General features: G+C 45.9%; 21 protein-coding genes. 3 read left to right on the top strand and 18 right to left on the bottom strand.

The genetic code is table 11. The features are described 5' to 3' along the window. Positions 1-193: 193 nt before the first annotated feature. From OU814_RS27790 to OU814_RS27780, 3 genes are all read right to left on the bottom strand, one after another. Positions 194-421: a helix-turn-helix domain-containing protein gene (locus OU814_RS27790; RefSeq protein WP_268242831.1), complete on the bottom strand. Its 228-nt coding sequence runs from the start codon at positions 419-421 to the stop codon at positions 194-196. 255 nt (positions 422-676) lie between these two features. Then, positions 677-2,461, bottom strand: a complete 1,785-nt coding sequence (locus OU814_RS27785; RefSeq protein ID WP_268242830.1) for an ATP-binding protein — start codon at positions 2,459-2,461, stop codon at positions 677-679. Positions 2,462-2,735: 274 nt separating this feature from the next. Continuing rightward, a complete protein-coding gene (locus tag OU814_RS27780) occupies positions 2,736-3,224 on the bottom strand; it encodes a hypothetical protein (protein WP_268242829.1) in 489 nt (162 codons plus the stop codon). 479 nt (positions 3,225-3,703) lie between these two features. Here OU814_RS27780 and OU814_RS27775 point away from each other — a divergent pair, with 479 nt between their 5' ends. Both OU814_RS27775 and OU814_RS27770 read left to right on the top strand, forming a co-directional pair. Then, positions 3,704-3,883: a hypothetical protein gene (locus OU814_RS27775; RefSeq protein WP_268242828.1), complete on the top strand. Its 180-nt coding sequence runs from the start codon at positions 3,704-3,706 to the stop codon at positions 3,881-3,883. 509 nt (positions 3,884-4,392) lie between these two features. Next, positions 4,393-4,947: an ATP-binding protein gene (locus OU814_RS27770; RefSeq protein ID WP_268242827.1), complete on the top strand. Its 555-nt coding sequence runs from the start codon at positions 4,393-4,395 to the stop codon at positions 4,945-4,947. Here OU814_RS27770 and OU814_RS27765 read toward each other — a convergent pair. The 8 genes from OU814_RS27765 to dnaX all read right to left on the bottom strand — a co-directional run bounded on the left by OU814_RS27765 (position 4,859) and on the right by dnaX (position 16,350). Continuing rightward, complete coding sequence (locus tag OU814_RS27765) at positions 4,859-5,233, bottom strand: sigma-70 factor domain-containing protein (RefSeq protein ID WP_268242826.1); 375 nt, start codon at positions 5,231-5,233, stop codon at positions 4,859-4,861. The two genes, OU814_RS27770 and OU814_RS27765, sit on opposite strands and share 89 nt — an antisense overlap. 10 nt (positions 5,234-5,243) lie before the next feature. Continuing rightward, complete coding sequence (locus OU814_RS27760; protein WP_268242825.1) at positions 5,244-6,530, bottom strand: hypothetical protein; 1,287 nt, start codon at positions 6,528-6,530, stop codon at positions 5,244-5,246. Continuing rightward, positions 6,508-7,620 (bottom strand): hypothetical protein, encoded by a 1,113-nt coding sequence (locus OU814_RS27755; protein WP_268242824.1) that lies wholly within the window; start codon positions 7,618-7,620, stop codon positions 6,508-6,510. The genes OU814_RS27760 and OU814_RS27755 overlap by 23 nt, the downstream gene beginning before the upstream one ends. A 15-nt stretch (positions 7,621-7,635) precedes the next feature. Beyond that, positions 7,636-12,558: a DEAD/DEAH box helicase gene (locus OU814_RS27750; RefSeq protein WP_268242823.1), complete on the bottom strand. Its 4,923-nt coding sequence runs from the start codon at positions 12,556-12,558 to the stop codon at positions 7,636-7,638. Between the two features lie 83 nt (positions 12,559-12,641). Next, on the bottom strand, positions 12,642-13,481 hold the full coding sequence (locus tag OU814_RS27745; protein WP_268242822.1) for a hypothetical protein: 840 nt from the start codon (positions 13,479-13,481) through the stop codon (positions 12,642-12,644). Positions 13,482-13,550: 69 nt separating this feature from the next. Continuing rightward, positions 13,551-13,880: a hypothetical protein gene (locus tag OU814_RS27740; RefSeq protein ID WP_268242821.1), complete on the bottom strand. Its 330-nt coding sequence runs from the start codon at positions 13,878-13,880 to the stop codon at positions 13,551-13,553. Next, entirely contained in the window at positions 13,843-14,985 is a 1,143-nt protein-coding gene (locus OU814_RS27735) for a DNA polymerase III subunit delta' (RefSeq protein WP_268242820.1), read from the bottom strand. Before OU814_RS27735 ends, OU814_RS27740 begins: the two co-directional genes overlap by 38 nt. Positions 14,986-14,997: 12 nt before the next feature. Beyond that, positions 14,998-16,350, bottom strand: coding sequence for a DNA polymerase III subunit gamma/tau (dnaX, locus tag OU814_RS27730; protein WP_268242819.1), 1,353 nt, complete (start codon positions 16,348-16,350; stop codon positions 14,998-15,000). A 105-nt stretch (positions 16,351-16,455) separates the two neighbouring features. Here dnaX and OU814_RS27725 point away from each other — a divergent pair, with 105 nt between their 5' ends. Next, positions 16,456-16,953, top strand: coding sequence for a metallophosphoesterase family protein (locus OU814_RS27725; protein ID WP_268242818.1), 498 nt, complete (start codon positions 16,456-16,458; stop codon positions 16,951-16,953). 31 nt (positions 16,954-16,984) lie between these two features. Here the strand turns inward: OU814_RS27725 and OU814_RS27720 are convergent, their stop codons facing one another. The 7 genes from OU814_RS27720 to OU814_RS27685 all read right to left on the bottom strand — a co-directional run bounded on the left by OU814_RS27720 (position 16,985) and on the right by OU814_RS27685 (position 24,365). Then, complete coding sequence (locus OU814_RS27720; protein ID WP_268242817.1) at positions 16,985-17,470, bottom strand: hypothetical protein; 486 nt, start codon at positions 17,468-17,470, stop codon at positions 16,985-16,987. Between the two features lie 51 nt (positions 17,471-17,521). Further along, positions 17,522-17,953, bottom strand: coding sequence for a hypothetical protein (locus OU814_RS27715; RefSeq protein WP_268242816.1), 432 nt, complete (start codon positions 17,951-17,953; stop codon positions 17,522-17,524). Beyond that, positions 17,950-18,531, bottom strand: a complete 582-nt coding sequence (locus OU814_RS27710; protein WP_268242815.1) for a hypothetical protein — start codon at positions 18,529-18,531, stop codon at positions 17,950-17,952. The genes OU814_RS27715 and OU814_RS27710 overlap by 4 nt, the downstream gene beginning before the upstream one ends. A gap of 68 nt (positions 18,532-18,599) precedes the next feature. After that, positions 18,600-18,827, bottom strand: a complete 228-nt coding sequence (locus OU814_RS27705; RefSeq protein WP_017291757.1) for a hypothetical protein — start codon at positions 18,825-18,827, stop codon at positions 18,600-18,602. 80 nt (positions 18,828-18,907) lie between these two features. Next, positions 18,908-19,165, bottom strand: a complete 258-nt coding sequence (locus OU814_RS27700) for a hypothetical protein (RefSeq protein ID WP_268242814.1) — start codon at positions 19,163-19,165, stop codon at positions 18,908-18,910. A 733-nt stretch (positions 19,166-19,898) separates the two neighbouring features. Next, a complete protein-coding gene (locus OU814_RS27690) occupies positions 19,899-21,413 on the bottom strand; it encodes an HlyD family efflux transporter periplasmic adaptor subunit (protein ID WP_268242813.1) in 1,515 nt (504 codons plus the stop codon). A 9-nt stretch (positions 21,414-21,422) separates the two neighbouring features. Then, positions 21,423-24,365: a peptidase domain-containing ABC transporter gene (locus OU814_RS27685; protein WP_268242812.1), complete on the bottom strand. Its 2,943-nt coding sequence runs from the start codon at positions 24,363-24,365 to the stop codon at positions 21,423-21,425. Between the last annotated feature and the right edge of the window lie 9 nt (positions 24,366-24,374).

Genomic DNA, 24,374 nt, shown 5'->3' with positions numbered 1-24,374 from the left:
CGAAATATCTTTAGTCGTCCCCTAAAAATTGTTGGGAACATGCAAAGTTAGATTTGATCTGAAATATTTCCCATCCTGGAAAGAGGCACTACCAGCTTTGTAGAGATTTTCTCGCCTTTTTCTTGTATCTAGAAGTGTATTGCCGTCCAACCCACATCAGTCCGCCAATCTTGGCTAACCATTAGAGCTTTGGTCATGCCGACCGCTTAACTTGGAATCGAAGTTCATTGAGAGGAACGTTAACCGCTTCTGAAAAGGCTTCCCACTGCTCGATCGTCATTGAGGGCTGTACCTTACCCTGTTCCCAAGTTCTGAGGGTAGAAGACGCAATATTTAATCTCACGGCTAATTGTTCTTGCGTGAGATTTGCCTCTTCACGCAATTGTTTGATCCAAGTGTTAGTGACACTTTTTTGTCCCATAGCTGCACAGAAGGACTCGGTAAGTTTGAGCAGTGATTAGATGCTGTGCTTAATTATCCCCTGCTACCCCCGATTCTGGCAAAGATTCCGTTAAAAAAATGATCTAATTCCTCTTTAAAAATTACTCCAATGCTCAGTTTTGTTGCGAGATGTAGTTGATCCACCCGCTTCTTGAAAGGATTCTGAGATCTAATCGCTGATTTCAAGCGGTGGATCATGGCATTGAATCTCAACGTGCAGCAAAGGCGCTTAGTTTCAGCTTTCTGACGTTTCTTCAGGATTGCCGATTATTTCAACCGATCGATTAAATAAAGTTCGTTCTGAGTTTTCATCACTTGAAATCGGTGAAACGCGCACCTCGATTTTCATGTTACTCGGCACAATCCAGCGCAGATAGCGATCGACAATCATTTCAATTCGGGCCTTGAGTGCAGATTCGCTGGAGAGCAGAAGTCGAATCGATTCTTCTTGAGCCGATTCGCGAAAATTTTCTCGTTGCGTTTCATAACTATCTGCATCACTGTCTTCACTCGGAGAAAAGAAAGAAGCTTCCAACAGTTCCGCTAATTCATAGGGATTAAGCGAATGGTGACGAGCGATCGCGATCGTAATCTCATCCAGTGAAGGAATGTATTCAAACTCATCCATTGCGCCAAATCCAACGTCTAATTCCAAGCGCAGCTCAGTATCTGGTTTTCCTGCCTGTTTCCGTGTGACAATTGCGGTGATTTGATCAACAATGCCCTGCTGCGGAAACTCTTCTAACCTCGCAAATTCTGTAGGGGAAAGAATACGATCGCCAATTTGAATTTCAATCCGCTCGAAGCTGAGTCTGGGCAATTCATCGTACCAAGGATAACCCTGGTATTTTGATTCCGCAGCGAGAAAGGTGAAAGGCAAATCGCTCTTCTCTAAAGCCCGCGCAAAAAGCTGCTGTTGTGGGGCTTCTAATTCATCAACTTCAACAACGATGGTCGTTGCATCGATTGGCTGTGGTGAGTTCCAACCTTGTCCGGCAAGATGGTCGGCGATTGCCGGTGTGAAGGGTTCAAGCTCGGATCGTGCTAGAGACAAATCGATGCCAAAATTGCGGGCTTCGAGCCAATGCGTATGAGACAAATTGTGGGACTCAAGCCGTGCGACTGCTTCGTAAAGCGTTTTGCGAAGTTCGAGCTTGAGCTGCTCAAAGAATTCAGTCTGAACAATTTCTTTTCTCGCAGGCAGCACTAATTTAAGCTCTGGTGCAAACTCGACATCCACTCGGGTTCTAAGCGTCGTTTCATTACAACAGAGGCTCGGCAAATACGCTTGAACCGTGAGACCGTAAAAGTTTAGTGCTCCATCTCTACTGCGCTGTGTCCAGCGGTAATCCCCTGAAACTCCAAGGCGTAATCCTCGCCATGATTTAATCATCTGTGCTCCAGCGAGAAAATCATGACGAGGGAGGTCTGTTTCGTTGAAGGAGACAGGAATGGGAAAATACCGAGCAGCATTTTCAATCACCGTCGATAACGATCGCTTCTGTTCTTGAGCCGTCAGGGGAAATTCGATACAGGTGCCGATTCGGGGTTCAGTCGATTGCACGATCGCGATCGCTTGCCCTGAAAAATGCGCTGGCTCAAGTTGAACCTGCCAATGATGTGACGCGATCATTGCGCCACGATTTGCCAAGCTGAAAACGCCCATGCCTGCGGGATCTTCACTTTCGACAATCTCGCCTTCCCAGTCGCTCTGCCCCAGATTGAGCAGCGTTTGAGCAGATTCAATCCCGCAGCCATTATCCTCGATCCGAAGATTTCCTGATTCAGTCAGTGAAACCTTAACCTGTGTTGCTCCAGCACGACGAGCGTTTTGAAACAGTTCGTTCACAATGTCTTCTAGTCCTGCATTGAACAGTCGTGTGACTTTGGTAAGAATTTGCAAACTGATTGATGCTGAGATTGGAGATAGAGATGTATCTAGATCCTCGTTGAGTTGAAAGGCACCTGAAAAGCTTGCGTTTGAGAAGTCAGCATTTTGAGAATTCTCTGGCGTTGGCATCTTTTATTCCTAACAAAAATTAGTCTTTTGTAGTAGGGAAATCAGCTCAATTCGAGCCTGAGAATTCTGCTACAATTCTTGTCTTTTCTCATGGTTCTCAAACTTTCAAGTTCAAGCGAACACGGTTAAAAAATGGAGGGATGGGATAAAAAATTAACCATTGCCATCCTCTCCGATCGTCGATCAACCTTTATCTCTTTTCGCGTCGAAGCGAATGAGTGAATGTCCCTCTAAAAAATCCCTCGTGTTGTTCTCAAACTCATTCTGAAAGTAATTAGATGCTCTCACCTTCAGGCAGAAGAACCTCGAAGACTTTCTGCAAATCCTGAATGTAGAAGCTCGCATATCCTAGAACACTATGCCGACGTATGGTTTTGGGGACTTGAATCTTTAAAGCATCAAGAGCGCTTACCTTGACTGCAACCTTCTTCGGTGTTCTGAGAATTTCGATCGTTCTCAAATCAAGCCTTGGCATCTGCTGACCACTTTCCGCGATCGTAGTTTTCTCTTCAACATCTTGCGTAACCTTCTGGTCTAAATCCTTAGTTCTCTCAATGTCTCTCGTTTCATGATCCCCTTCAGTTTGAATCGACGCTGCTAGCTCATCCGATTGAACTGCCTCAACGGTTGCTAACTGCACCGATGAAGATGTCTCCGTATTCTTCCAGCAGTAGATCGGAAATGCGCTCGCAAACCATAGTACAAACCCAACCTCCATTGCCGTTGATATCAGGGTCAAAATGCTTTGAATCTGCTCGTACATAGAACCTTCTCCAATTCGTCAATTTTTGCGTTGTGAATTCGTAACCTGTACTTGATTCAGGAAAGCTGCTTTGTATTGCTCTTCAACGCTTTCCTGGATTGCAGTGTTCAACCCAACCTAAAACCTTCCTAGCTCTTCTAAGCTCAAGCTCGATCGAACAACAGGCATAGGAAAACGATTTATCGTGCCAAATGCAAGACTTTTCTAACGGAAGTTTGAGTTGCATTCTTTGGATTGTTATTTGTCATCAGCTGCACTACTCTGCTATCTATCTTATTTGGCAAACTAGCAGCATCTTCTTTGACGTTTGTTCAATTCCAAAAGATTGAGTAATCGCGGGTTCAGAGCGTTGAAGCATCTTTTTTGATAAATCGTAGGATAATCTGCCAAACGATCAAGCTTTCTATCTACATTGAAGAGGCGAGCAGGGTTGCTATAAACGACCTGCCTGACTTACCACTCGTAGAGGAATTGTAAAAATGAAAGACTACATTGCTCAAGTGTCTCCTCCGATCGTCCCCTTCGCTCCAATTCGTCCACTAGAGACAGTAGCATTGCTTCAGTACGGAGGCGTGTCAGTTGCCGTCATTCTATCGCTCACCATCTTCATCAACATTTCTCTGGATCAAATCATTAAGCTTATTAAGACATTGCGATAGTGTTCTAGAATGCGGAACAGCATCCAAATCACCCTGATTTAGATGCTGTTCCGTTCAAGTATCTGAAATGTAGACAGAGCATTTTGTATCAAGCCCCCCGAAGTTCTGCCCGAAGATAATCTTCGGTTATGAGCATCAATGCGCTGAAATCTTGTCTATACATCTTGTGCAGGGATTGCAATAAGTTCGTTCACATAATAGCGAATCGTCTGCTGAAAAGTTGGAGACTGTCCGTAATATCAGATGGACGACTATTGCAATCGTTAAATTTAAGCCTCTTCAATTTCTCACCTTATCATTTATGCTGCTCAAGCAATTACCGCGTTGCTTGAGATTTTCTAAGGAAATTGCAGGAGTCACGATTTTGTTCCTTACGCTAAACACGGGAACGATTCCAGATCCTCTGCTGATCCCCTCAAATACCCTGCTCGATTGCACAGTCAAAAGTTTCGCCTTTAAAGGTTCCTGTTGCCTTTCACGCCCAATATATCTGGACATGGAGTAATGCGATGCGAGGACGAATTTTAACCAATGAAGCACGCTGCCGACTTGAAGCTGCGATCGGAAAGCGTTTTCCCTACACCAATCACAACTTTGCCGAAATCTATCATGGCGCACCTGGGTATTCTTACAACTTTGAGCAATTGAGAAGGCAGATTCAGATTCACTGCGAACCCAACTTCTTGATGAGTCGGGATACCTTGCAACGGATTCTCTGTCAATCTCAAGGTGTGGATGTTGGTTCAATTCGCAAGTTATTCAGCGTGTTGAATATACCGCTCAAGGATCAAGAAGATCTTCAATCTCCAATTCAGGTTGATCGCGCTTCTGATCATTCACAACCGAAGAACCGAAGCGAATTAAGTCGCAGATTTTGCCGCTTACCCGATCCAACCTATGAAACATTCATTGGGCGCGATACCGAGTTGAGAGATCTGCTGAGATATCTCTCTCCTGAACATCGGGGACATATCATTACTGTCGATGGTATTGGTGGGGTTGGCAAAACAACCCTATTAAGTCTAAAAAATCTTCTGTGCTGTAATGCAAGCGGCGTTTTTTAATGACTGACACTACAAGGCGTAAGTTGTGCTGGATCATTTTCGATTTAGCGCGATCGCCCTTTCGCAGAATTGCTTGAATTTCAGTAGCAGAGATTTCTAGTACTTGGGACAATTCTTCTGGCGTTGGTTCTCGATCGAGCGATTGAGCTAGAGCTTGCTTTTGAGTAACGATCGCTATCATCTGTTGAATTTGAGTGCCGTATTCTTGCTCTTCGTCTTCGGTCAGTAGGGGGTATTGACCCATTTGATTCAAATAATCTCGAATCGAACTGAAGTTAGGAGTCATGGGACAGTTACTAGATTTCGACGGGCATTATTAGAAAAGTCAAACTGGGTTGGTCATGAGTACTCTCAGGAGCAGCAATCAGAAGCGGCGACTTTTCACCAATGATGTGAAGCTTGGCTTCGGTGTGATTGAGTTTTTGAATGATTCGCTGAAGGTTAGCGGCATTCAGGTGTGTGGTCAAAGAAGCTCCATTGATTTGCCCAGAGATTGATTCGCAGTGCCCACCGCTTGCAGATTTGCTTTCTGTATCAAGTCCGGTTGAAGTTGCCGTAAATTTAACCACTCTTGTATTAATGCTCGTAACCATAACTAGATGGCGGTCTAAACAGCTAATGATCTGGCTTTGATCAATCGTGACGGTGGTTTGCACTTGCTGTCTCAGATTGCTCAAAATATTGCGATAGTTTGAAAAATTTCCTTCTAACACTCGAACAGTCAGGCTGTGATGCGTGTTATTCTCACCGTAGCGAAAGCGAACGATTGAGGTTGGCGCTTGCTTGGATTTTTCAAGCTCGATCGCGACTGTTTCGCTGACATTGAGATCTAAAAGTTCAGAGAGTTTCGTCAGGGCATCGGCTCGAACAATGCAATCAAAGTCTGGTGTTTCTTGTTCTAGTGTAGTCGTTTGATACAGTCCCAAAACGTGACCATCTGCCGCACACAAGCTGAAACAAATTTGTTCAGACTGTTTCCATAGTTGAATTTGAACGCCGTGATGGGGTGTTTGGCTTTCATCTTTGGAAGCACACATTGCGATCGCTCGAATCGATCGTTGAAATTCTCTCGCATTCAGTTCGTAAAGCTCAATGGTGCCATCGGGTTCAGGCAGCTTTGGATAATGAGTCGCAGGTTTAGCAGGAATTTCGCTGAGCGCGATCGCGCTCAGTAATCGAAGTTGAGTCACCCCAGGCGCGACTTCCAGCGTGATCGCAGTCTTTGGCATTTTCTCGATCAGACTGGAAAACTGTAATGGCGGAACGAGTAACTTACCCGATTGTGCGACATTCGCAGGTAGACAAACGCGCATTCCAATCTTCAGATCAAATCCTTGTAGAAAAAGCTGCTGAGTGTCGGCACAAGCTTCGATGACCAAGTACTTGAGTTCTGGATTCGTTCCTTGAGAAGGGACAGCTTTAACAACCAACTGGGTTAGTTCTGAAAGCGTTGCTTGTTGCACGGTTGCTAATCGCCCTTCGGGGATTGCTGGTTGCGCTTCAACAATAGGTGCTTCTACTTCTAATGGCTTGGTTTTAGCCGTCGTTGATTTAGTTGATTTACGCTTTGTGGTTTGAGTCATGAGAGCTTTCCTTGAAATAAGATGAGTGTGAAAAACGAACAGCTTTTTGAACTTGTCGATCGCAGCCTGCCTCACCGAGATAGCGGTAAATGGCAGGCATTGAATACCGAATCGAAACACTGTGAGATTGACTGTTGAGAATGCGTTGAATCCGCGCTATGTCTAGCCCTAATCGTTGTCCGATGGTTTGACAGAATGTGTCAGCCGTTGCAGTTAAGCGGTAGGGGTAGTTTTGTAGCCAGTTCTCCCAACCGAATACTTCACGGACGATCGTGCAGAGAACATCGCTTCTTTGCCCAACTGGAATTTCGTTCAATTGTTGAAGTAGAAATTTCACCCGCTGGCAAATTAGGTGTTCGATCGCAATGGGATGATCAGTTAATGATGAAAAGATATTCAAAGGCTCGATCGCCCGTAGTGTTTGCGTTGTCTGAGTTCGAGCAAAGATGCTAATGCTATCAAGTGATTCGATTTGAATCGGCATGACTCGCTGAATCGATTGATATTGCCCATTTTTTCCCTGAGTTGGTGCTAATACAATGATTTTTCCTTCACCGATTAGCTCACCAGCTTGAAAGCTTTTTGGTTGAAAAGCAAAGTTAGAAAAAACGGGCAATGGATTGCAGCGCACTCCAATATGCCAACCCTGACTCTGGCTGATTTCAATGAAGGTCAATTTGAGACAGGGTGCAAACTCTAGATAGGCTTCTAGAATTGTTCGACAGTCTTCGATCGATTGAAACCGATGCACGTCGAAATCAAGCCAAACGGTGTTATTCCATCCTCCCATCGTGGCGATTCCCGTTCTCCGATCGCAAAACCAGCGCTTGATTTCGCTGGAACTGGGGAGGCGATGCTGAAAGTCCTGATGTTTGATGAGGGATGGATAGCCATTGAAATTGAGATAGGAAGGATTTTTCCCAGTAAACCGGGGGAGTGGTTCTGTGTTTGAGATGATCGGCAGCTTTGGGTATTGGTGCGGGTCGTGATAGGGCGCGATCGGGAGCGGCGGATAACCGTGATCAAGGAGCCATATGATCGTGTCATTGATACCAGGATTAGGACTGTAGCGATCGCCAAAATAGGACATGGATTTGGAAGTAAACTAAGCAGCCAGAGCAACTGCATCCATCTGAGCTTCGGTCATCAGCCCCAGAGCTTCATTCAGTTGCTCTTGCCGTTCCAGTGCAGCTTTGAGAGCGTCCGCTTTCTCAAAGGATTGTCCAAAGAGCGGATGAATTTGTTCAAGTTCTGCGGTTAGCATCTGTAGAGTTTGATGACAGGTTTGAATTGCTCTTGTGATTTGGTCAGGACAATGTTCTAATGCTTGAAGTGTTCCTTTGGCGGTTTCTCGAACTTCCGTTTCATAGCTGCGTTCTCCTTGTAAGCGTAGGATAGTAGACTGAAAGATAGGTTCATGCTCGATCCATAATTCAAATCCAGCAAAAGAGCCGATCGCTCGTTTAGCAGCACGTCTACTTTGGGTCAAATCGGCTGCAATATCGTGTAGGGCTTGAGCCGCTTCACTTCGTTTGGTGTAGGGAATTTGAGAACCATTGAGCATCAGTTGAAAGGCTTCTCCTTGCGTTGGAATCAGTGTTTGCACATCGTGCTGGTAGCCGTTGAGAGCCTGTTGAACGCTCGCGATTTGGTGAGGGAGTTGATCGAGTTGTTGAGCGATCGCAATTTGTGTTCCTTGCCAATCTTGCTCCTCAATCAATAGTTTTTGGATTTGGTTATCCAACTCTACTTTTTCTAACAATCGTCGATCTCCGGTTGCCGTCGCCATGAGCAAGCTAAAATCGAGCGTCGTTTCGTCAATGTCCTCGATCGTTCTTACAGTTTCATCAGTTTGATACAGTCCTTCCTCGATAAACCGAGCTTTGCGGACATTGACTTCATAAAGGTATGAATCCGGTGAAAGTCCTTGAATTTGCTTATTCTCTTCGTTCTGGTAAGGCTTGCCTGTCGTGATATAGGAAACGATTTCGACCTCTGAGTGCATATTGCCGGGTCGGAGAATGCGTCCGTCACGCTGCCAGCGATCAGTCGGACGAAGTGGACAATCCAAATGCCGCAGCACCTTGAGGCGGTCTGGAATTTGAGTTCCGGCTCCGATCGTCGGCGTACTGCCACAGAGAATTCGGACATCGCCTTGGCGCACTCGGCGAAACAGTTGAGCTTTCTGCTCGTCAGTAGTTGCATCTTGAGCAAAGGCAAGTTCATGTTCTGGAATGCCACGATCGATTAAACGACGCTTCAGATACGGGTGAATAAACCCGTGACCAATATCGACAAACAGCAATTGAGTACATCGCTCTGTCTGTGTTTCGACCCAGGTTTGATAGGTATCTTCGATGAATTGCTCCAACTTGCTGTGTTCGTTTGCTAAGGTTGCAATTTCGACATCATCTAGAAATTGGCGTAACACCGAGCTTGGTAGACAGCGTAGATCAATGACACCTTGTTTGACGTGAGTGGTGATGAGTGGATAGTTATCTGTTTTGGATCGCCGCCCCTGAAGTTTTTTCGCTCGTGCTGCAATGTAATCGAAAAACTTCAATTGTGCGGCTGTTGCGGGAATCTCAGCCGTTTGATAATTTGGCCTCGGCTTTTCAATATCGAGTTGCGACTCAGTAACGATGTCTGCGACTAATAGCCAAAGTTCTCGAAACTCAGGTAAATTTGACCAACTAGATAAGCGTGTCTTGATCTCAAGTGTTGTCGCAGCGGTGATCTCAGCAGAAACTTTTGGTTCAGCAAACGTTGAGATGAATGAGTCAAAGTGACGAATCCCTCTGGCTTTAAGAACTTGCGGGCAGAGATAAACCAAGTTCACCCAACTTTGTCCGAGTGTGTTTTGAATCGGGGTTGCCGTTAGAAGAACTAAGCCTTTGTCTCGTCCGTGTAATTGAGCTAAATACTGAGTTTTGTAGTAGAGATCTGAAGCGCGATCGGAGTTAGAAGACGAAATTCCCAACACGCCCTGCATCTGTGTTTCGGTCGCCAAGCCTAAATAATCCTGGCTCTCATCCACCAGCAGTAAATCAATGCCTAAATCTTCCCAGTAAACGGTATTGTCGCGTTGCACTGAGTCGATGTGTTCTCGAATCTTCTCTTCTGTGCGATCGACTTTCTTCTCTAGCTGTTTCGCCGCTCGTTTCCCGCTACGCTTGCGTTTGCCATCTTCGCTGCGAACGCGCTCAGTTTCATTTGCAATAATTGAATCAATTGTTTCGGTTCGCAGTCTCAGCATCTTGAATGCCGTTTGTGACATCACAATGAAGTCCCATTCTCCAGTTGCGGCAAGAGAAACCAGTTCCTGCCGTTTTTTAGCCGAATCCAGATCACGAGTCGAAATCGTGAGAATTCGCAATCCTGGATAAATTTGTGCGGCTTCTGCTGCTTGCTGGAGAACGAGGTGATCTTTGACGACAAGAGCGGGTTTGGTGCATTGGTGGTGATGGCGCATTTCTTGGGCGGCAACGATCGCTATCGCTGTTTTCCCAGACCCAGTTGGGTACTGGATCAGGGTATTGCCGCTACTCATAATTCGCCAAATCGCATTCAGTTGATAAGCCCGTTTCGGATTGTAGAGACGATCTAGCCAGGTTGCTGAAACGCCTTGCAGCTTGCCTTTAAGATGAGTGCCGTCATATTGCCGACGACGCAAACAATTGAAGTCGCGATTATAGATTTCAACCAGTTCGGTGGCTCGCTTCCAATCTTGCCAAATCCAGCGCTTGAAGAGTTCTTTCAGACGTTCTTGTTTCAGCAAGGCTCGACGAGTTTCGTCCCGATTTTTGACTCGTGTATCCTTGTCGATCGTGTCATACACCGCAGGCAATTTCTGATTCAATGCCAGTTCAATCAAGCGAATTGCAGAAACACGGCTCGTTCCGTATTGTGAAGAAATCAAGGTGCTATTAGCGCCGCGATATTCAATCTTCCAATGGGCACTGTGAATCGAATGAGTCACCCGCAGCAACTTGGATGAGCTTGCTTCCTGAATTCCCAATGCTTCACGAATGAAGTCCTCAATCACCTCGACTGGAATCCAGGGAGAACCGAGACGGGCGTAGATTTGTCCTGCCTTTAGCGGCTTGGGTTGCACCTGCTTGAGTGCTTCAACGTTGACCAAGTAAGCAAGAGATTCCTGTGCAGCTGTGGCTGCTTGTTCTAGTTTAAGTCGGACATTGCCGCTCAAGTATTCTTCAGCGATAATCCAACTGTCAAGATCGGGATCGCGGAAAATGAGCGGTGTCGTTTCCGATTTCTGAAGCTCCGACACAATATCGGCTTCTGACTTGCGATACAACTCACTCATGTAGGCCAAATCGACAGCCCCACGATCGGCAAGTGAGTGAACGAGGGCTTCTGTTGCTGTTTTCACTTCGTCGATCGCAGGTACTCGAACTAGAGTGCGCTTGAAGAATAAATCGGCTTTTTCTGTTTCTTCTGGACGATCTGGATTCCAAACTTCTAACGCCAGCAGTAGCGGGTATTCTGGATCATCTCCAAACGCAAGTTCATTGCCCTGAGAATGCAGCCAGCCGTACTGCGTAATAAATTCGTCGTAGCGTTGGTTAAGAATGATTTGAGCTTGTTCTAGTTCGCGATCGTCATCTGATTCCCATTGAATATTCAGCACTTGTCGCACTGCATCGCGAATCTGAATCAGCCACCACAGCCGTCTACGCTTCATGCCTTTCACCGCCACTCGGCGAAGCTGCCCATCGCGGCATTGATAAGGCTGATCCCGATACCAGACGTAGGCGAATGGTTTGACCGAGGCTTGCAAATCTGGAGGAATGGGCAAAGAATCTCGTGGACTGGAACTGAGCGCAACGTGAAGGGGGCGCGATCGGTAAACATTTTCTGGTAGATCACGCAGAGCATAACTTAGCACCTCTGGCAAATTGGGATGAATCGGTTGGAGTGAGAGTCGAGGGCTGGCGTAGAGTTTATCGATCGCAAGTTCACCAAGTAGATGATTCGGATGAGTGTGAAAGTAGTGATTGAGCAAAAGCGGTTCCTGCGTTTCTGGATTCAGAATGGAGCTTTCGACTAAATCAATCCATTCTTCAGCGTTGCCATCTTCTCCCGGTGCAAGCGTTTGAAAAAACAGCAAATCTGCGGGGGCATCGGTATGACTGAAACTACGGAAAGCAGTCATCGGAAGTTTGAAAGCGCCTAACAGGCGAACTAAGCTGCTAATTCGTTCACGAAATGCTTGACTGCGTTTTGATTGCAGTGTGCCAACCGAAGTCAGAACGGCAATGATTCCACCGGGACGAACGGCTTGAATCGATCGCGCTAAACAATAGTTGTGCAACCCATCAAGCGACCAATTGACAAACTGCGGATCATAGGGCGTAACTTCCGAGTAAGGGACATTCCCAATACAGCCATCAAAATGATTGACAGCCAATCGAGTCCGTTCCAAAGCTTGAAGATAAACGGTTGCTTCTGGGTAGAGTCGCTGACAAATGCTGCCACTGATCGAATCAATCTCAACGCCCGTCCAACGGCATGACCAATCCGAGGGTGCGAGTCCGATAAATAGTCCTGTGCCAACCGTTGGTTCTAACCATTCTCCGCCATTGCAACCGAGTCGAATGAGTCCTTCATAAATGCACTGAGCGATTGCAGGCGGCGTATAGTAAGCTGTGGTCATTGTCCCCCGCATTTGAGCGAATTCTTCAGGAGTCAATAGCGCTTTCAGTTCAGTCGCCAGCTTTGCCCATTCTGATTTCGGTGGATCAACGAAAAGATCTGCACTCAGCCCAGACCCTAAATGAAGACATAGCTGGATTTGCTCATCGATCGTAGGAAGTCGATGAGCTGTCCGCAATTGTTTGAGAAGCTGAATGGCTTTGATATTATCCTTGACTTTTTGACGCTGAGAGCGAGTGAGTGAAAGTTGACTCAATAAGCGATCTTGTGGAATGCGAGTGGCAGATTGCAGCGATCGTGAAATTGAACCAGTAACATCATTCGTTTGAATCCAGGTAAATAAGTCTGTCATGATTGGTAGGACTAAAGAACACAAAGAAAAAGACTGACCAAAGTCAGCCTTAAGGGAATGAGGTGTTGGAAGTTTGTTGCAAATTATTCGATCGCGGCAGTTACTAGCTCTGGAGAACCATTTGCCATCAGTAGTTGATCCGCTTGCTGGCTCATTTGAGCTTGCAACTTCTGCCGCACTACTTCTGGGTCAAACGTGGACTTTACTCTTGGTCGGTAGTCGGGTACGTTTGAAAGCTGTCCACGTCCATTCAGCGTGTCTGCGTGATCTAAAGGCACTTGATTCGCAGCACGTTCCTGATACTGATCAAGCTGCTCTTGATTGATTGCCAGCAGGTAGGTACGCATCAGATTGCAGCGCTCAGTTTCAGTGAGATTGTGCGTGGTCGGAGGCTGTCCTGAGCCGACGCGATAGCTCGTTTTAGCGCGATCGATCACACAAGCTGCACCAAGCGATACCTCTTTGTCGTGACGTGCGATCGCATCCTTGAGAATCTTCTGAATCCGCTTCTTCAGCACCTTCGGAGCGTTACTGGCTTGATCTTCCAGCAGGCTCTCACGAGTTTCGAGTTGCGAGAGGTACTGTTCCTCGAACACCTCGGCAACGCCTTCCCAAGCAGGTGCGAAAATGTCCTCCCACAAACGTTGCTGATCGTATTCTGGGTAGAGGAACTTTCCGGTGTAGGGGTCTTTGCGTCCGCGTGTCCCTGGAATTTCGTAGTCCACCAGATCACCGTTTTGCAGGTGTAACCAGAATAATCGACGACGAGTGTACCGCCAAACGAGCGTACGGAAGCCGTAACAGAGCGATCGATACTCGTTATAGAGGGAATTGAGTTGATTTACCGCTTTAACGGAAACCCCGTGAGTGGGATCGAGCGCCAGCTTTCGAGCAAGGTCTTTGGAATCGCCATAATAAGACATTGAAGAAATTCCTTTATCTGAAGTTTCTATCTTTGTCGCTAGACAGTTTTTTACATACCAGAAAGACTTTTAACTTTTCTTTATTCCTTTCAATAAGTATTTGTGATTACGAATATTTGCCTGAAGCATAATTAGGTTGGCAACAGAGCGCATTTTAGGGTGACTGGTATGATGCAGATAAATTGACTGCATCAAGCGACGAGTTTCGACCAATTCTCCTCCAACAACAGCATGAACGCCGATTAGATTCTCGATGTACTTGATGAGCCGAGATAGGGAATCAATGCCGCATCCCGTTGAAAGGATGTAAGGTAAGGAATTTGGATCAAGGGTTTGCAGTAGTTCTGTAAACTGGCTCTTTTCAATGGGATTGAACAAAACTGGAGGAAGAGTTGCCATAATCGATTGAAGGGTTAGGAGATTGCTTGTTGAGTACAATCGCCTCAAATAAGTCAGTTTGCCGCCCTCCAAATTCAGTAGAAGGTTCAGCAGTAGGTTGCTGTACGACACTTACTGATTTGGTTGCAACTTCAGACTCTGGCAATGAAGCCATCTGTGAAGAAAGGTGCTGACATGGCGATTGCATGATGGCTGGAAGTTGCCATTGAGTTTTAGGCAATGAGGTAAGCAACCAGTCCCAAACCATTTGTGCTTGGCAGTGTTGCGATAAATAAGTTCGAGTCTTTTCAAATTGATGGAAGATTTTGCTGCAACGAGATTGCTGCCAAGATTGGAATTGTAAGAAATTCAACAGCCATAGTTGTAGGCTAAAGTCGAGCGCTTGAATTTGCTGTGATAGAGAAAGGCAATCCCAAATGGGGCGATCGCTCCGATTCAGCATGTGAATTATGGTAGTTGGAATCTGCTGTGCATTTTTCCATGCTGCGATCGCTCGTCCAGGAGAGCCTTGAGCAAAGCGAATCAAATCTGGGTGCTTTAGTAGTTCTGGGCAAGGCCCCTGTACAACCTGAGTAAGTAACTCAAAAGGCAACCGCTTGAAATGGATAGTTTGGCAACGAGAACGAATCGTTGGCAGTAGATGGTTTGAAGTCGGAGTAATCAGAATGAGAGTAGCGCGTCCGGGTTCTTCAAGAATCTTCAGAAGTGTATTCGCAGCCGCTTCGGTCATCGTTTCTGCTCCATCAATTACGACAAGCGATCGCGAGGCAAGTAGCGGAGGTTGCTGTAGGAGGGTAATAATTTGCCGAATTTGGTCAATGCGAATCTGCGATCGCGATTTAGCAGTCAGCCCATTCCGTTCAGCCTCAGAATGAGTATACTGATGCCCATCTTTTGTAAAAGTTGGCTCAATCCATAAAATGTCCGGGTGGGTAGCATCTTGATGGCAGAGAAGTTGCTGAGACAACCATTGAGCTGCAAGTTTACGCCCTACCCCATCGAAACCAGTGAATAGATAAGCGGGGGCAAGCCGATTTTGGGTGATAGCAGCCTGTAGCTGTGTGATTGCGCTTGATTGCCCGATTGGTGGTTTGACAACAGACATCGATTGGTCTCCCTAAGTGCAGAGTTGAATAGGAACGTGATAGCCGAGGATTTGCGATAATGCCTGCTCGATCGTGCTTTGATAATTTGTCGCTAGGTTCAAAAACGACGCTGCTCGAAAACGAATCGTTGCGCCATTTGAGGTGCATTGAACGAGTTGTGCTTGTCGAAAGATAGGACGATGATTGACTGAAAGTTGATTAAGAGTTTGTTGCCAGGTTGTGGTCAGATCTAGTAAGGAATGATTAATCTGTGCTGGTGCGCCTAAAGCAGGAATAGCTATCAAGTCAAGTATTAGACATTCTAGAAATAGAGTTGGTTGACTCGTTTGACATAGCTGAAATTCAGCTTGTCGCAACTGCGATCGCACTTCAGCAAGACGGATGCAATTTATCGAATTCATGTTGGTTAATCGTTGCCATATCTCAGGCATCACACTCGAAAGCTCAGGGGAATGAGGTAACGTTTGAGCAATCTGCAAATCTTTCAACAGTCGTAATAGCCCTTGAACAATTGCGATCGGTTCTTGCCCTTGCTGAAATAATTGTTGCAGCTGAACAAGTAGGGTTTCGGTCGAACTAGCCTGTGGTAGCAAGAGGTTTTCAGCCCAATCGACTAGGTGCTCATCAGGAACAGCTCCAACACTTTCCCATATCTGTTCTGTCGTAATCGTGCTGCCAAATAAGCTTAATTGCTCCAATAGCGTTTCTGCATCTCGTAATCCACCTTGCGACAGTCGAGAAATTAAATTCAGGGCTGAATCATCGATCGTAAGCTGCTCTTGGTTTGCGATCGATGCTAGGTGCTTGACCATTGGCTCAAGTTTGATACGTCGAAAATCATATCGCTGGCATCGCGAAACAATTGTGGGTAAAAGATTGTGCGGCTCCGTCGTTGCTAGAATAAAGACCACTTGCTCTGGTGGTTCCTCTAGTGTTTTGAGTAGGGCGCTGGTTGCAGAGGTACTGAGCATATGCGCCTCGTCCAAAACGAAAATCTTCATCCGCAACTGCACCGGAGCAAACTGGGCGCGTTCAATCAAGTTCCGCACGTTTTCGACTCCAGTATTGCTGGCGGCATCAATCTCAATCACGTCCAAAGCATTGCCTTGAGAGATTGCTTGGCAGGCTTCACAAACACCACAAGGATTTGGGGTTGGACGATCAGCTTGAAGGCAGTTCAACGACTTTGCCAAAATCCGGGCGCTGGATGTTTTACCTGTGCCGCGTGAACCACAAAATAAGTAAGCCGGAGCAATGCGAGACTGCTCGATCGCATGAGTGAGAATTTGTGCGATCGCATTTTGCCCAACTAATTCTGCAAATGTTTGAGGACGGTACTTCTGATGGAAGGATTGATAAGTCATAAAAACTCCGTAGATGATATAGCTTGAGTACGAATTTCTGCTCTGGGATCAGAGCTAAAATAGAGATTGTTCAATCTGAGCTACGAAGGGTACAGTTTCTCAAATATGGTCAACGGCAAGCAGCAACGAAAAATCGGAACTCAGATTGGCGTCATCTCGGATACGCACGGGTTGCTTCGTCCAGAAGCAATCGAGGCGCTAATGGGCTCTGATTTAATTCTTCACGCGGGAGATATTGGTAAGCCAGAAATTCTTGAAGAACTCAGGACTATTGCTCCGGTCGTTGCGGTGCGGGGAAATAATGATACAGGAGCATGGGCACAAACTATTCCGGAGATAGAAACGATCGCGATCGAAAATGTCTCAATTCACCTGCTACACACTGTCAAAGACCTCAAGGTTGATCCGAAAACAGCAAGTATTCAAGTTGTAATTAGTGGTCATTCCCACAAGCCTAGTATTGAAGAGCGAGAAGGTGTGCTTTTTCTAAATCCAGGGAGTGCAGGACCGCGGCGGTTTAAGTTGCCAATTTCCGTTGCTTCTTTGTACGTGAAAGACAATATGGTTCAGGCAAAGGTGGTGAATTTGTTGGGAAACAATTGAATGATCTGTGATAAATCCTGCTCAAACCTCATTACAGTGGTTCGATTTGGCTTTCTGTGAAGCGTAGAACTTTCTGAGCCTGGATCATGCGTTGAATTCGAGGATCACTTTTTTCGACCCAACGTTCAGAGATGCCAAAGGAGCTTCCAAACAGAACGAGCGGAATATTCGGAACTTCTACCAATATTGGGTATAGGGATTCCTCATCGTTAGAGCGCTCTTCTGAATTAAGTTCACCTGTCAGTTCAGCGTACAACTCCCAATTGATCCAAACGCACTCAATACATTGTCCATGTAGAATGTCTAAAGCAACCCATTGATCGAGTCGTAATTGTTGGCGATCCAATAACCAAAAAATGTCACCACTTTTCGATCTCTTGAATCGTGCAGGATAAAGATTGCCGCTAATTTGGTCTGCCAACATTAGTGCTGGAAATCCCTCTGGAAATCGTTCTAATAGTTCAGCAAATGGAGAATCTGGTACTTCGATCACTTGAATAAAGAAACCTTCGTTCATAGTCTATCCGGTTAGATATTCGATCGACAATCACTTGACTCGATTTCGCAGTTATCCAGAAGGACATGAGTCGTTGCGTGGCACAATCCGAACGCCAACAAAAGTGTTGCCTTCGTAGAGAACAACCACCCAAAGCGTTGGATCATAGTTTAAGAGATAAGCTTCCCGCTCAGATTTAACGCCTGCTCGAATTGAGATCGATTCTAACTTGCAGTAAGGAGCTTTAAGAATTGCTCGTACTCTTACTTTACTTGTCGGCTCCGCTAGACTAATCAGCTTCAAAATCTGACTTTGATTGAGTAGCGCATCAGGAGTAATGATTTCTACACATTGATTGTCAATCAGGTTGGGTGAGCGCGTGAGTGACAAGATAGATTGGAAATGGTGTCCCCATATCAAGCGAATTGCTGCGATCGCAATCGCAATCAGTACAACAATCACTATCCAAATTTGAAAGACTCGTTGCTTGGTAGATCGTTTCATAACACAATGACTGCGAACAACAGCCCTGCAAATAGACTACACAGATTCCACAGCAGTTTGCGATTCCAAGGCATAAAGATCACTGTTAAAAGAACGCTAATGCTGCTAATTGCGATCGCGATCCCGAGTAAAGTGACTGATTGAGTAGAGAGATAGGATTGAATGATATGATGAACTAGTAAACCAATGAAGAACGCAAGCAATCGAAAAATAAGCAGCGTTATTGTTGCTTGTTCCTGAAGGCCGTCTGTTTGTTGGTTCAGGATTGGCTGCTGATCAGATTCGGGTGATTGTTTTTCAATCCTTTCCGGATGTAAACGATGACGTGACGTTTCATGCTTATCCTCAACACTTGAATGAGTTGGCTCCATGGAAGAATCTCGAACATTGCGATTTAATTCCCAAAGCTTTGAAGAATCACTTTGTCTTTGAGAATTAATCTGATAGAGTGCTGCTATATCAAGTGACAGAACTCTTAGCAGCGATGCTTTAATCGATCGGCTCCGTTGGTCAAGCAAAATTTGTTTTTCAGTTAGCTGTTTTTTAGGCGCGCGCGAGTGCCGTTTCTGGTTAGACATTTCTTCTCCAATTTCAATGAAGTATTTGAACTTCTTGCCGTGTTCTGATTGGTTTGTAGTTCAAGCGTTTAACATTTGCTAAAGCGTAAATCGTCTAGAATTTCTTGGATGGTTTGATCAAGAAACGGATACTGCAATACTAGCCGTTGAATGGTAAGATTCGCGACAATTGCAACTTCATCAGGAGCAATCGGAGTCTGTTCTGAATCGATCGCGGTTTCTTGAATGTAGATCAGTAGGTGTTTCATTGTGCTGAGTGGACGAGCAGCCAGTTCTTGAGAAAGATCTTGATTCATCAGTTGCTTGGAATGCTAAACGACTTTGAGGAAAAATCACTCCACTGGGCGTTTGGCTCAACGAAGTACTGCGGGAAGTTCTAACGACGATCAAGGCTCCGAAGCAGGTCAAATTTCCACCAAGTTGCTATCGATTGTGTTAAGCCACCTAGTAGATAAAACCATTCTCCATCGCGGTTTTCAGATGGCTGGCTACCAAAGTCGTACTTCATGCCCATAATCGTGGCAATTTCTCCAGTTGACTTCACTTTCACAACCTGAAAAAAAGCAAACTGCGGTAATATGACCTGCTGGTTGAGAACTGGAACGTTGTGAGAATCATCGGAAGCGTAACTCATAGTTGAATCTCCAAGAAAGATTTCTCCCAATCGATGAATTGAGAGGATGAACAAACGTCGTTAACTATTTAGACTTTCTACACATGAGAAAATTCTTCAATGTTGTGCGTTGGTCATGTGATTGTTTTGTTGGGGTGCTATTTTAATTGCGGGAAGCGAATTTGCTCGATCTCAAACTCATAGTGCTAAGAGTTCGTTAAACTGAGAGACGGCTCAATCTGTTGATTGCAATTTCCCTGCTCATGTCCGACACGATTTCTCATTCGCTTCAACATTGCTCGATCGAAAAATCGCTCAACGATCCTGCGAAAACCAGCTGTGTCGCAAAGATTATAAAGTGGCAAGCAAACAGGTCTCATTCATATTGTTTTAAGTATGTGTATTTAACGAGTGATGCGGAGCGGGGAGCATTAATAACACAAAGAATTGAACAATAGAGCAGAGAATTTGCGTCAGCCGGCAAGAGTGCGAGAGCGACGAATGCTGCAATTCAAATCCCCAGAGCAAGCGCAACGATTTCTATCAGCCTTTGAACTGATTCAAGAACACTTTTATCCAAAACAATATAAACTGATTGCAAAGCAATACCAGAACAATTTCGCTAGCGCTTTGAGAAATAGTAAGAAATCGCTTACGTGAAAGTTGTCGTGTAATATTAAGTAACGCTTGAATATTCAAGGATTATGGTGCTTGATTTTGAACATATATAGGAGAATTGATACCTATAAGGCTACTATCGCACACGATTGAGACTTTCTGACACCTTGGCAAATTGATCAGTTAAGATACTCATCACAGTGCGCTTACGGATTTTGATATTTGCACTCAACGACATCCCAGACTGCAAGGATATAGATCGACCATTTGTGCCGAGCGCTTGACGATCAAGCTTGATTTTGGCAGGAAACGTATATAGCGGCTGAACCTGCGTTGGGGGCAGTGCATCTGAGCCAATCCAGGACAATGTGCCTTTGATATCACCAAACTCACTAAACGGGAACGAATCAATTCGCACATCGACAGACATTCCCTCGCGGACAAAACCAATATCTTGATTCGTAATTGAAACTTTTGCTACCAGCGCGTCTTCGGGCACGATTTTCAGGACAGGTTCAGTTGAATTTGCTACATAGCCTGGTACATTCGCTTTTAGCTCAAAGACAATGCCATCAGACGGGGCACGTAACTCACCGTATTGCAAAGTCTGTTTCGATTGAGCCATCTGACTATCAATTTCTGCCAGTTTTTTATCATTCTCAACGATCGCTTTCGTGAGTTGGCTATCAATCTCTGCTATCTTCTGCTCGTTCTCCGAGAGTTGTCGAGTGAGATCTTTACGATCGACTGCCAATGTATTTTCAACTTTCACCTGAGCTTCTTGAATGCCGAATTGCAAGCGGCGTTGTTCTTGTTCGAGTTGCGCGACCTCAGATTGATTTGATTCCACTTCCTGCTGCTGCTTCAGTAATTGAATCTTAGAAATTGCTCCATCTCTTGCTAGGGGTTCTACATCTGCCAGAATTTTTTGATTCAGTGCTAAGGTTCGCCGAGCAGATTCGAGTTTGACTCCGGTTTGAGCCAGCTGTCGATCGAGTTGATCACCTGCCAATTGTGCTGCGGTTGCACGGGTTGATAGTTCTGCTTGATTCGATTGTAAGCGTTCTTGCTGTGTTGCCGTTAACGCTTCTCCACCTGAACCATCTAACTGAGCACGGATCAACACCGTATCTGCAAGTAGCGCAGCTCTGCTGCGGGTCAAGCTCAGAAATTGCGGAGGAATTACAATCGTCGTTGTAGCCCCTCCGGTTCCTGCTAACTGCGATCGATAAAAGGCATTTTCTTGCAGTAAAGTCGTGCGAACTTTTTGCAATGACTCAAGTTGTGCTTTGGGAGTTGTAGGATCGATCGTCAAAAGCACTTCACCCTGCTTCACCCGCTGTCCATCTTTGACCAGAATTGTTTTCACGACTCCATTGACTGGAATCTGAACTTCTTTGACTGCCCCTTGCGGTTCCAGCTTTCCTTGTGCCGGGATTGCTTCTTCGATCTTTGCGGTACAAGCCCACACCAGCCCTAATCCCAGTCCGCCTATAAAGGTCCACAGAATTGCTCGTGACCAGAAATTCGATTGTTGCAATACACTTGGATGCTCAAATCGAGGTAACTTCGTTTTTTGGGGTGGTTTTGCTGGAGGAGTATTCGCCTCACTACCCGATTGATTTGGTTCAAAGTTGGGGCTTACGGTCATCGTCTTATCCTACAATTGCGTTTCTTGCTGGTTATAGAGGCAGAAATACTGTCCACGTAGTTCCATCAATTCATCATGCGTTCCCATTTCTGCGATCGTTCCTTTATCCATCATCAAAATCACATCGGCATTGCGGATCGTTGCCAAGCGGTGAGTAATGAAAAACACAGTGCGTCCGCGAAAGGCTTGCATCAAATTGGTACAGACTTGACGTTCCGAATGGTAATCGAGTGCAGAAGTTGCTTCATCGAGAATCAGTAAATTGGGATTTTGCAGGACGGTTCGAGCGATCGCGATGCGTTGTCGTTGTCCTCCAGAGAGGGCTGAACCTCTTTCTCCGACACGAGTGTTGTATCCTTGGGGTAAATCCATGATGAAGTCATGGGCAAAGGCGATTTCTGCAGCTCGAACAATTTCTTCAGGCGTGGCATCAGGATTGGTCAACGCAATGTTTTCCTGAACGGTCGTATCAAAGAGGAGCGTATCTTGAAGTACCGTTCCAATCTGCTGGCGTAGCGAATAGAGTTCAACTTTATGAATATCATAGCCGTCAATTAGAATCCGCCCTTCTTCGAGGTCATAGAGGCGATTCAGCACTTTCGTGAGCGTACTTTTACCCGCCCCACTTTGTCCTACAACTCCGATGAATTGACCTGCGGGTAGTTCTAAGCAAATATTGTTGAGTTGACGATTCGGGCTTTTCTCAAAGCGAAAACAGACATTATCGTACCTCACAGTTCCAGCGATCGCAGGCATGGGAATGTTATTGCGATTGCCTTGATCAATTTCTTGGGGAGTATCAAGAATATCGCTCAGCCGTTCCAGCGATAATGCCGTTTCTTGGAAGTTCTGCCACAACTGAATCAATCGGAGCAATGGATTTGTCACATAGCCTGCAATGATGCGAAATGCGATGAGCTGACCGAGAGTTAACTCTCCCTTCAAAACCAATGCGGCTCCCACCCATAGTAATAGCAAGCTTGAGAGTTGATTGAGAAAGTTACTGAGACTCCCTGCGGTGGTTGAAGTTACAACCGTTTTGAACCCTGCCGCAATGTAACGGGAATACAAATTTTGCCAGTTCCAACGCGATCTCAGTTCTAGATTTTGCGCTTTAACCGTTTGAATTCCAGAAACGACTTCAACCAGATAGGATTGTGTTTCTGCATTGCGCTCTGCTTTAGTACGGGTTTGCTGGCGAATGATGGGTGCAACAGTTAAGGTCAGCAATGCAAATAATGGAACCGTTGACAGCGCCACGACCGTCAACAGCAAGCTGTACCAAACCATTACCGCAATGTAGACAACCGAGAAAACAGCATCAAGGACAACCGTTAAAGCGGTTCCAGTTAAGAATTGCCGGATGTTTTCTAGCTCTCCAATTCGTGTGGAGAGTTCACCCACAGGGCGCTTTTCAAAGTATCTTAACGGCAGGCGAAGGAGATGATCGATCACTTCGCTGCCAAGGCTCATATCAATGCGATTGGTAGTATCGACGAATAAGTTGGTGCGGAGTGTCGTTAAGACCCCTTCCACGATTGCTAAGCCAATCAGTAAGCTACCCAGAATGTTGAGTGTATCCGCACTGTTTTGCACAATTACCTTATCGATAATCGTTTGAGTCAACAGTGGGTTGGCTAACCCTAGAAGTTGCACTGCGAACGAAGCAATTAGCACTTCGATCAACACGCGCCGATGACGAATGACGGAGGGGATGAACCAGTGCAGTCCAAATTTGCGTTTCGGCGTTTCTTTCGTCGGTTGGAGGAGTAAAATTTCACCTTCTTCCTCCCAGAGATCCGCAAAAGATTCGGGTTTCATCCGTCGAATCCCTTGCTCAGGAATTGAAATGACCAGTTCTTTTTCGGTAGCTTTGTAGACGATGGCAAAACTATCCTGCCATCCAATCAGAATGGGAGTTTGGACTCTACTGATTGCCGCAGCGGGAATCGTTGCCAGTTGTGCAGTTAAACCCATCAATTCTCCGATCGCACCGCAGAATTGCAGTGAAACTGTTCCAGCACGTTGAAGCTGCTGCACTAAAGCACGTCTCAGCACATCGCGACGAAACGGGAGTCCCCAAAGCTGACTGAGCATTTGAAAACAAGCCAGCGCTCCATCCACAGGTCCGCGTCCTGAAACGTGCGGATATTTGACTTTGCGCTGTGGAGTGTCTTCTTCGAGTTCTGGAGGACGATCTGGAGCATAGGGAATCTCAGAAACGTCCAGACCCGGTTTTGCGGATTCGATCTGGGACTCAGGTTGAGGGGGAATGAACAGCGATCGAGAAACGCCAATTAACCGAGCCGTTTCACTACTCACTTGAATCGATTCGCCTTCAATTCGGCTGCCAACTTCAAGATTTGTCGTTCCGCTACTCAGCAACCAGAGGAGTTCTGGATTAAGGTCATCCGTTGGATAATTGCCTTGGGGGAGATGGAGTGCGATCGCGTTACTGAACGATCTCTGAGTTAGTTCGGCTAAATTTGCTTCTCCGATCGCACTTCGATGTAGTTCAGCCCCTACTAGGTCATAGAGTTCGCTAAGGCTCGGTTGAATGTGAAATGCCTCGGCGAATATTGGATGTTGCTGTAATAAAGCTCGGAATTCTCTGGCACTGAATGTCAGTCCGATCGCTTCAGTTGAGGCAAGAACCGTTTCACAAGCCACTCCTCGAATCAGACTGTTCCATCCGATAATCGCACCTGAATTGAGTCGTTCTAGAGTGTCAGGCACAGGTGAGAGCGATGAATAGGCAACTCGTCTTGCTGTCCCCGAATGCAGAATCACAATTTGAGCAGGTAAGGTTTCACGCAAGACGATCGCTTGTCCCATTCGATAGCGTAACTGCTGCATCTTGGGAGCAATTTGAGCGATCAGGGCAGCATCTAAGCGGTCAAACGGAGGGGTGCGGGCAAGAAAAGCAGGAATGGAGATTGCGGTGGAAGTCATGCGAGTCGG

This window comes from Leptolyngbya sp. GGD, assembly GCF_026735145.1.
Taxonomy (GTDB): Bacteria; Cyanobacteriota; Cyanobacteriia; order Leptolyngbyales; family Leptolyngbyaceae; genus Leptolyngbya; species Leptolyngbya boryana.
The sequence above is the reverse complement of the archived record's forward strand: the minus strand, read 5'-3'. Positions and strand labels throughout refer to the sequence as shown.

Excerpts from the sequence above, each read along its gene's own strand:
- OU814_RS27790 (WP_268242831.1), bottom strand. The coding sequence starts at position 421 with ATGGGACAAAAAAGTGTCACTAACACTTGGATCAAACAATTGCGTGAA.
- OU814_RS27785 (WP_268242830.1), bottom strand. The coding sequence starts at position 2,461 with ATGCCAACGCCAGAGAATTCTCAAAATGCTGACTTCTCAAACGCAAGC.
- OU814_RS27780 (WP_268242829.1), bottom strand. The coding sequence starts at position 3,224 with ATGTACGAGCAGATTCAAAGCATTTTGACCCTGATATCAACGGCAATG.
- OU814_RS27775 (WP_268242828.1), top strand. The coding sequence starts at position 3,704 with ATGAAAGACTACATTGCTCAAGTGTCTCCTCCGATCGTCCCCTTCGCT.
- OU814_RS27770 (WP_268242827.1), top strand. The coding sequence starts at position 4,393 with ATGCGAGGACGAATTTTAACCAATGAAGCACGCTGCCGACTTGAAGCT.
- OU814_RS27765 (WP_268242826.1), bottom strand. The coding sequence starts at position 5,233 with ATGACTCCTAACTTCAGTTCGATTCGAGATTATTTGAATCAAATGGGT.
- OU814_RS27760 (WP_268242825.1), bottom strand. The coding sequence starts at position 6,530 with ATGACTCAAACCACAAAGCGTAAATCAACTAAATCAACGACGGCTAAA.
- OU814_RS27755 (WP_268242824.1), bottom strand. The coding sequence starts at position 7,620 with ATGTCCTATTTTGGCGATCGCTACAGTCCTAATCCTGGTATCAATGAC.
- OU814_RS27750 (WP_268242823.1), bottom strand. The coding sequence starts at position 12,558 with ATGACAGACTTATTTACCTGGATTCAAACGAATGATGTTACTGGTTCA.
- OU814_RS27745 (WP_268242822.1), bottom strand. The coding sequence starts at position 13,481 with ATGTCTTATTATGGCGATTCCAAAGACCTTGCTCGAAAGCTGGCGCTC.
- OU814_RS27740 (WP_268242821.1), bottom strand. The coding sequence starts at position 13,880 with ATGGCAACTCTTCCTCCAGTTTTGTTCAATCCCATTGAAAAGAGCCAG.
- OU814_RS27735 (WP_268242820.1), bottom strand. The coding sequence starts at position 14,985 with ATGTCTGTTGTCAAACCACCAATCGGGCAATCAAGCGCAATCACACAG.
- dnaX (WP_268242819.1), bottom strand. The coding sequence starts at position 16,350 with ATGACTTATCAATCCTTCCATCAGAAGTACCGTCCTCAAACATTTGCA.
- OU814_RS27725 (WP_268242818.1), top strand. The coding sequence starts at position 16,456 with ATGGTCAACGGCAAGCAGCAACGAAAAATCGGAACTCAGATTGGCGTC.
- OU814_RS27720 (WP_268242817.1), bottom strand. The coding sequence starts at position 17,470 with ATGAACGAAGGTTTCTTTATTCAAGTGATCGAAGTACCAGATTCTCCA.
- OU814_RS27715 (WP_268242816.1), bottom strand. The coding sequence starts at position 17,953 with ATGAAACGATCTACCAAGCAACGAGTCTTTCAAATTTGGATAGTGATT.
- OU814_RS27710 (WP_268242815.1), bottom strand. The coding sequence starts at position 18,531 with ATGTCTAACCAGAAACGGCACTCGCGCGCGCCTAAAAAACAGCTAACT.
- OU814_RS27705 (WP_017291757.1), bottom strand. The coding sequence starts at position 18,827 with ATGAATCAAGATCTTTCTCAAGAACTGGCTGCTCGTCCACTCAGCACA.
- OU814_RS27700 (WP_268242814.1), bottom strand. The coding sequence starts at position 19,165 with ATGAGTTACGCTTCCGATGATTCTCACAACGTTCCAGTTCTCAACCAG.
- OU814_RS27690 (WP_268242813.1), bottom strand. The coding sequence starts at position 21,413 with ATGACCGTAAGCCCCAACTTTGAACCAAATCAATCGGGTAGTGAGGCG.
- OU814_RS27685 (WP_268242812.1), bottom strand. The coding sequence starts at position 24,365 with ATGACTTCCACCGCAATCTCCATTCCTGCTTTTCTTGCCCGCACCCCT.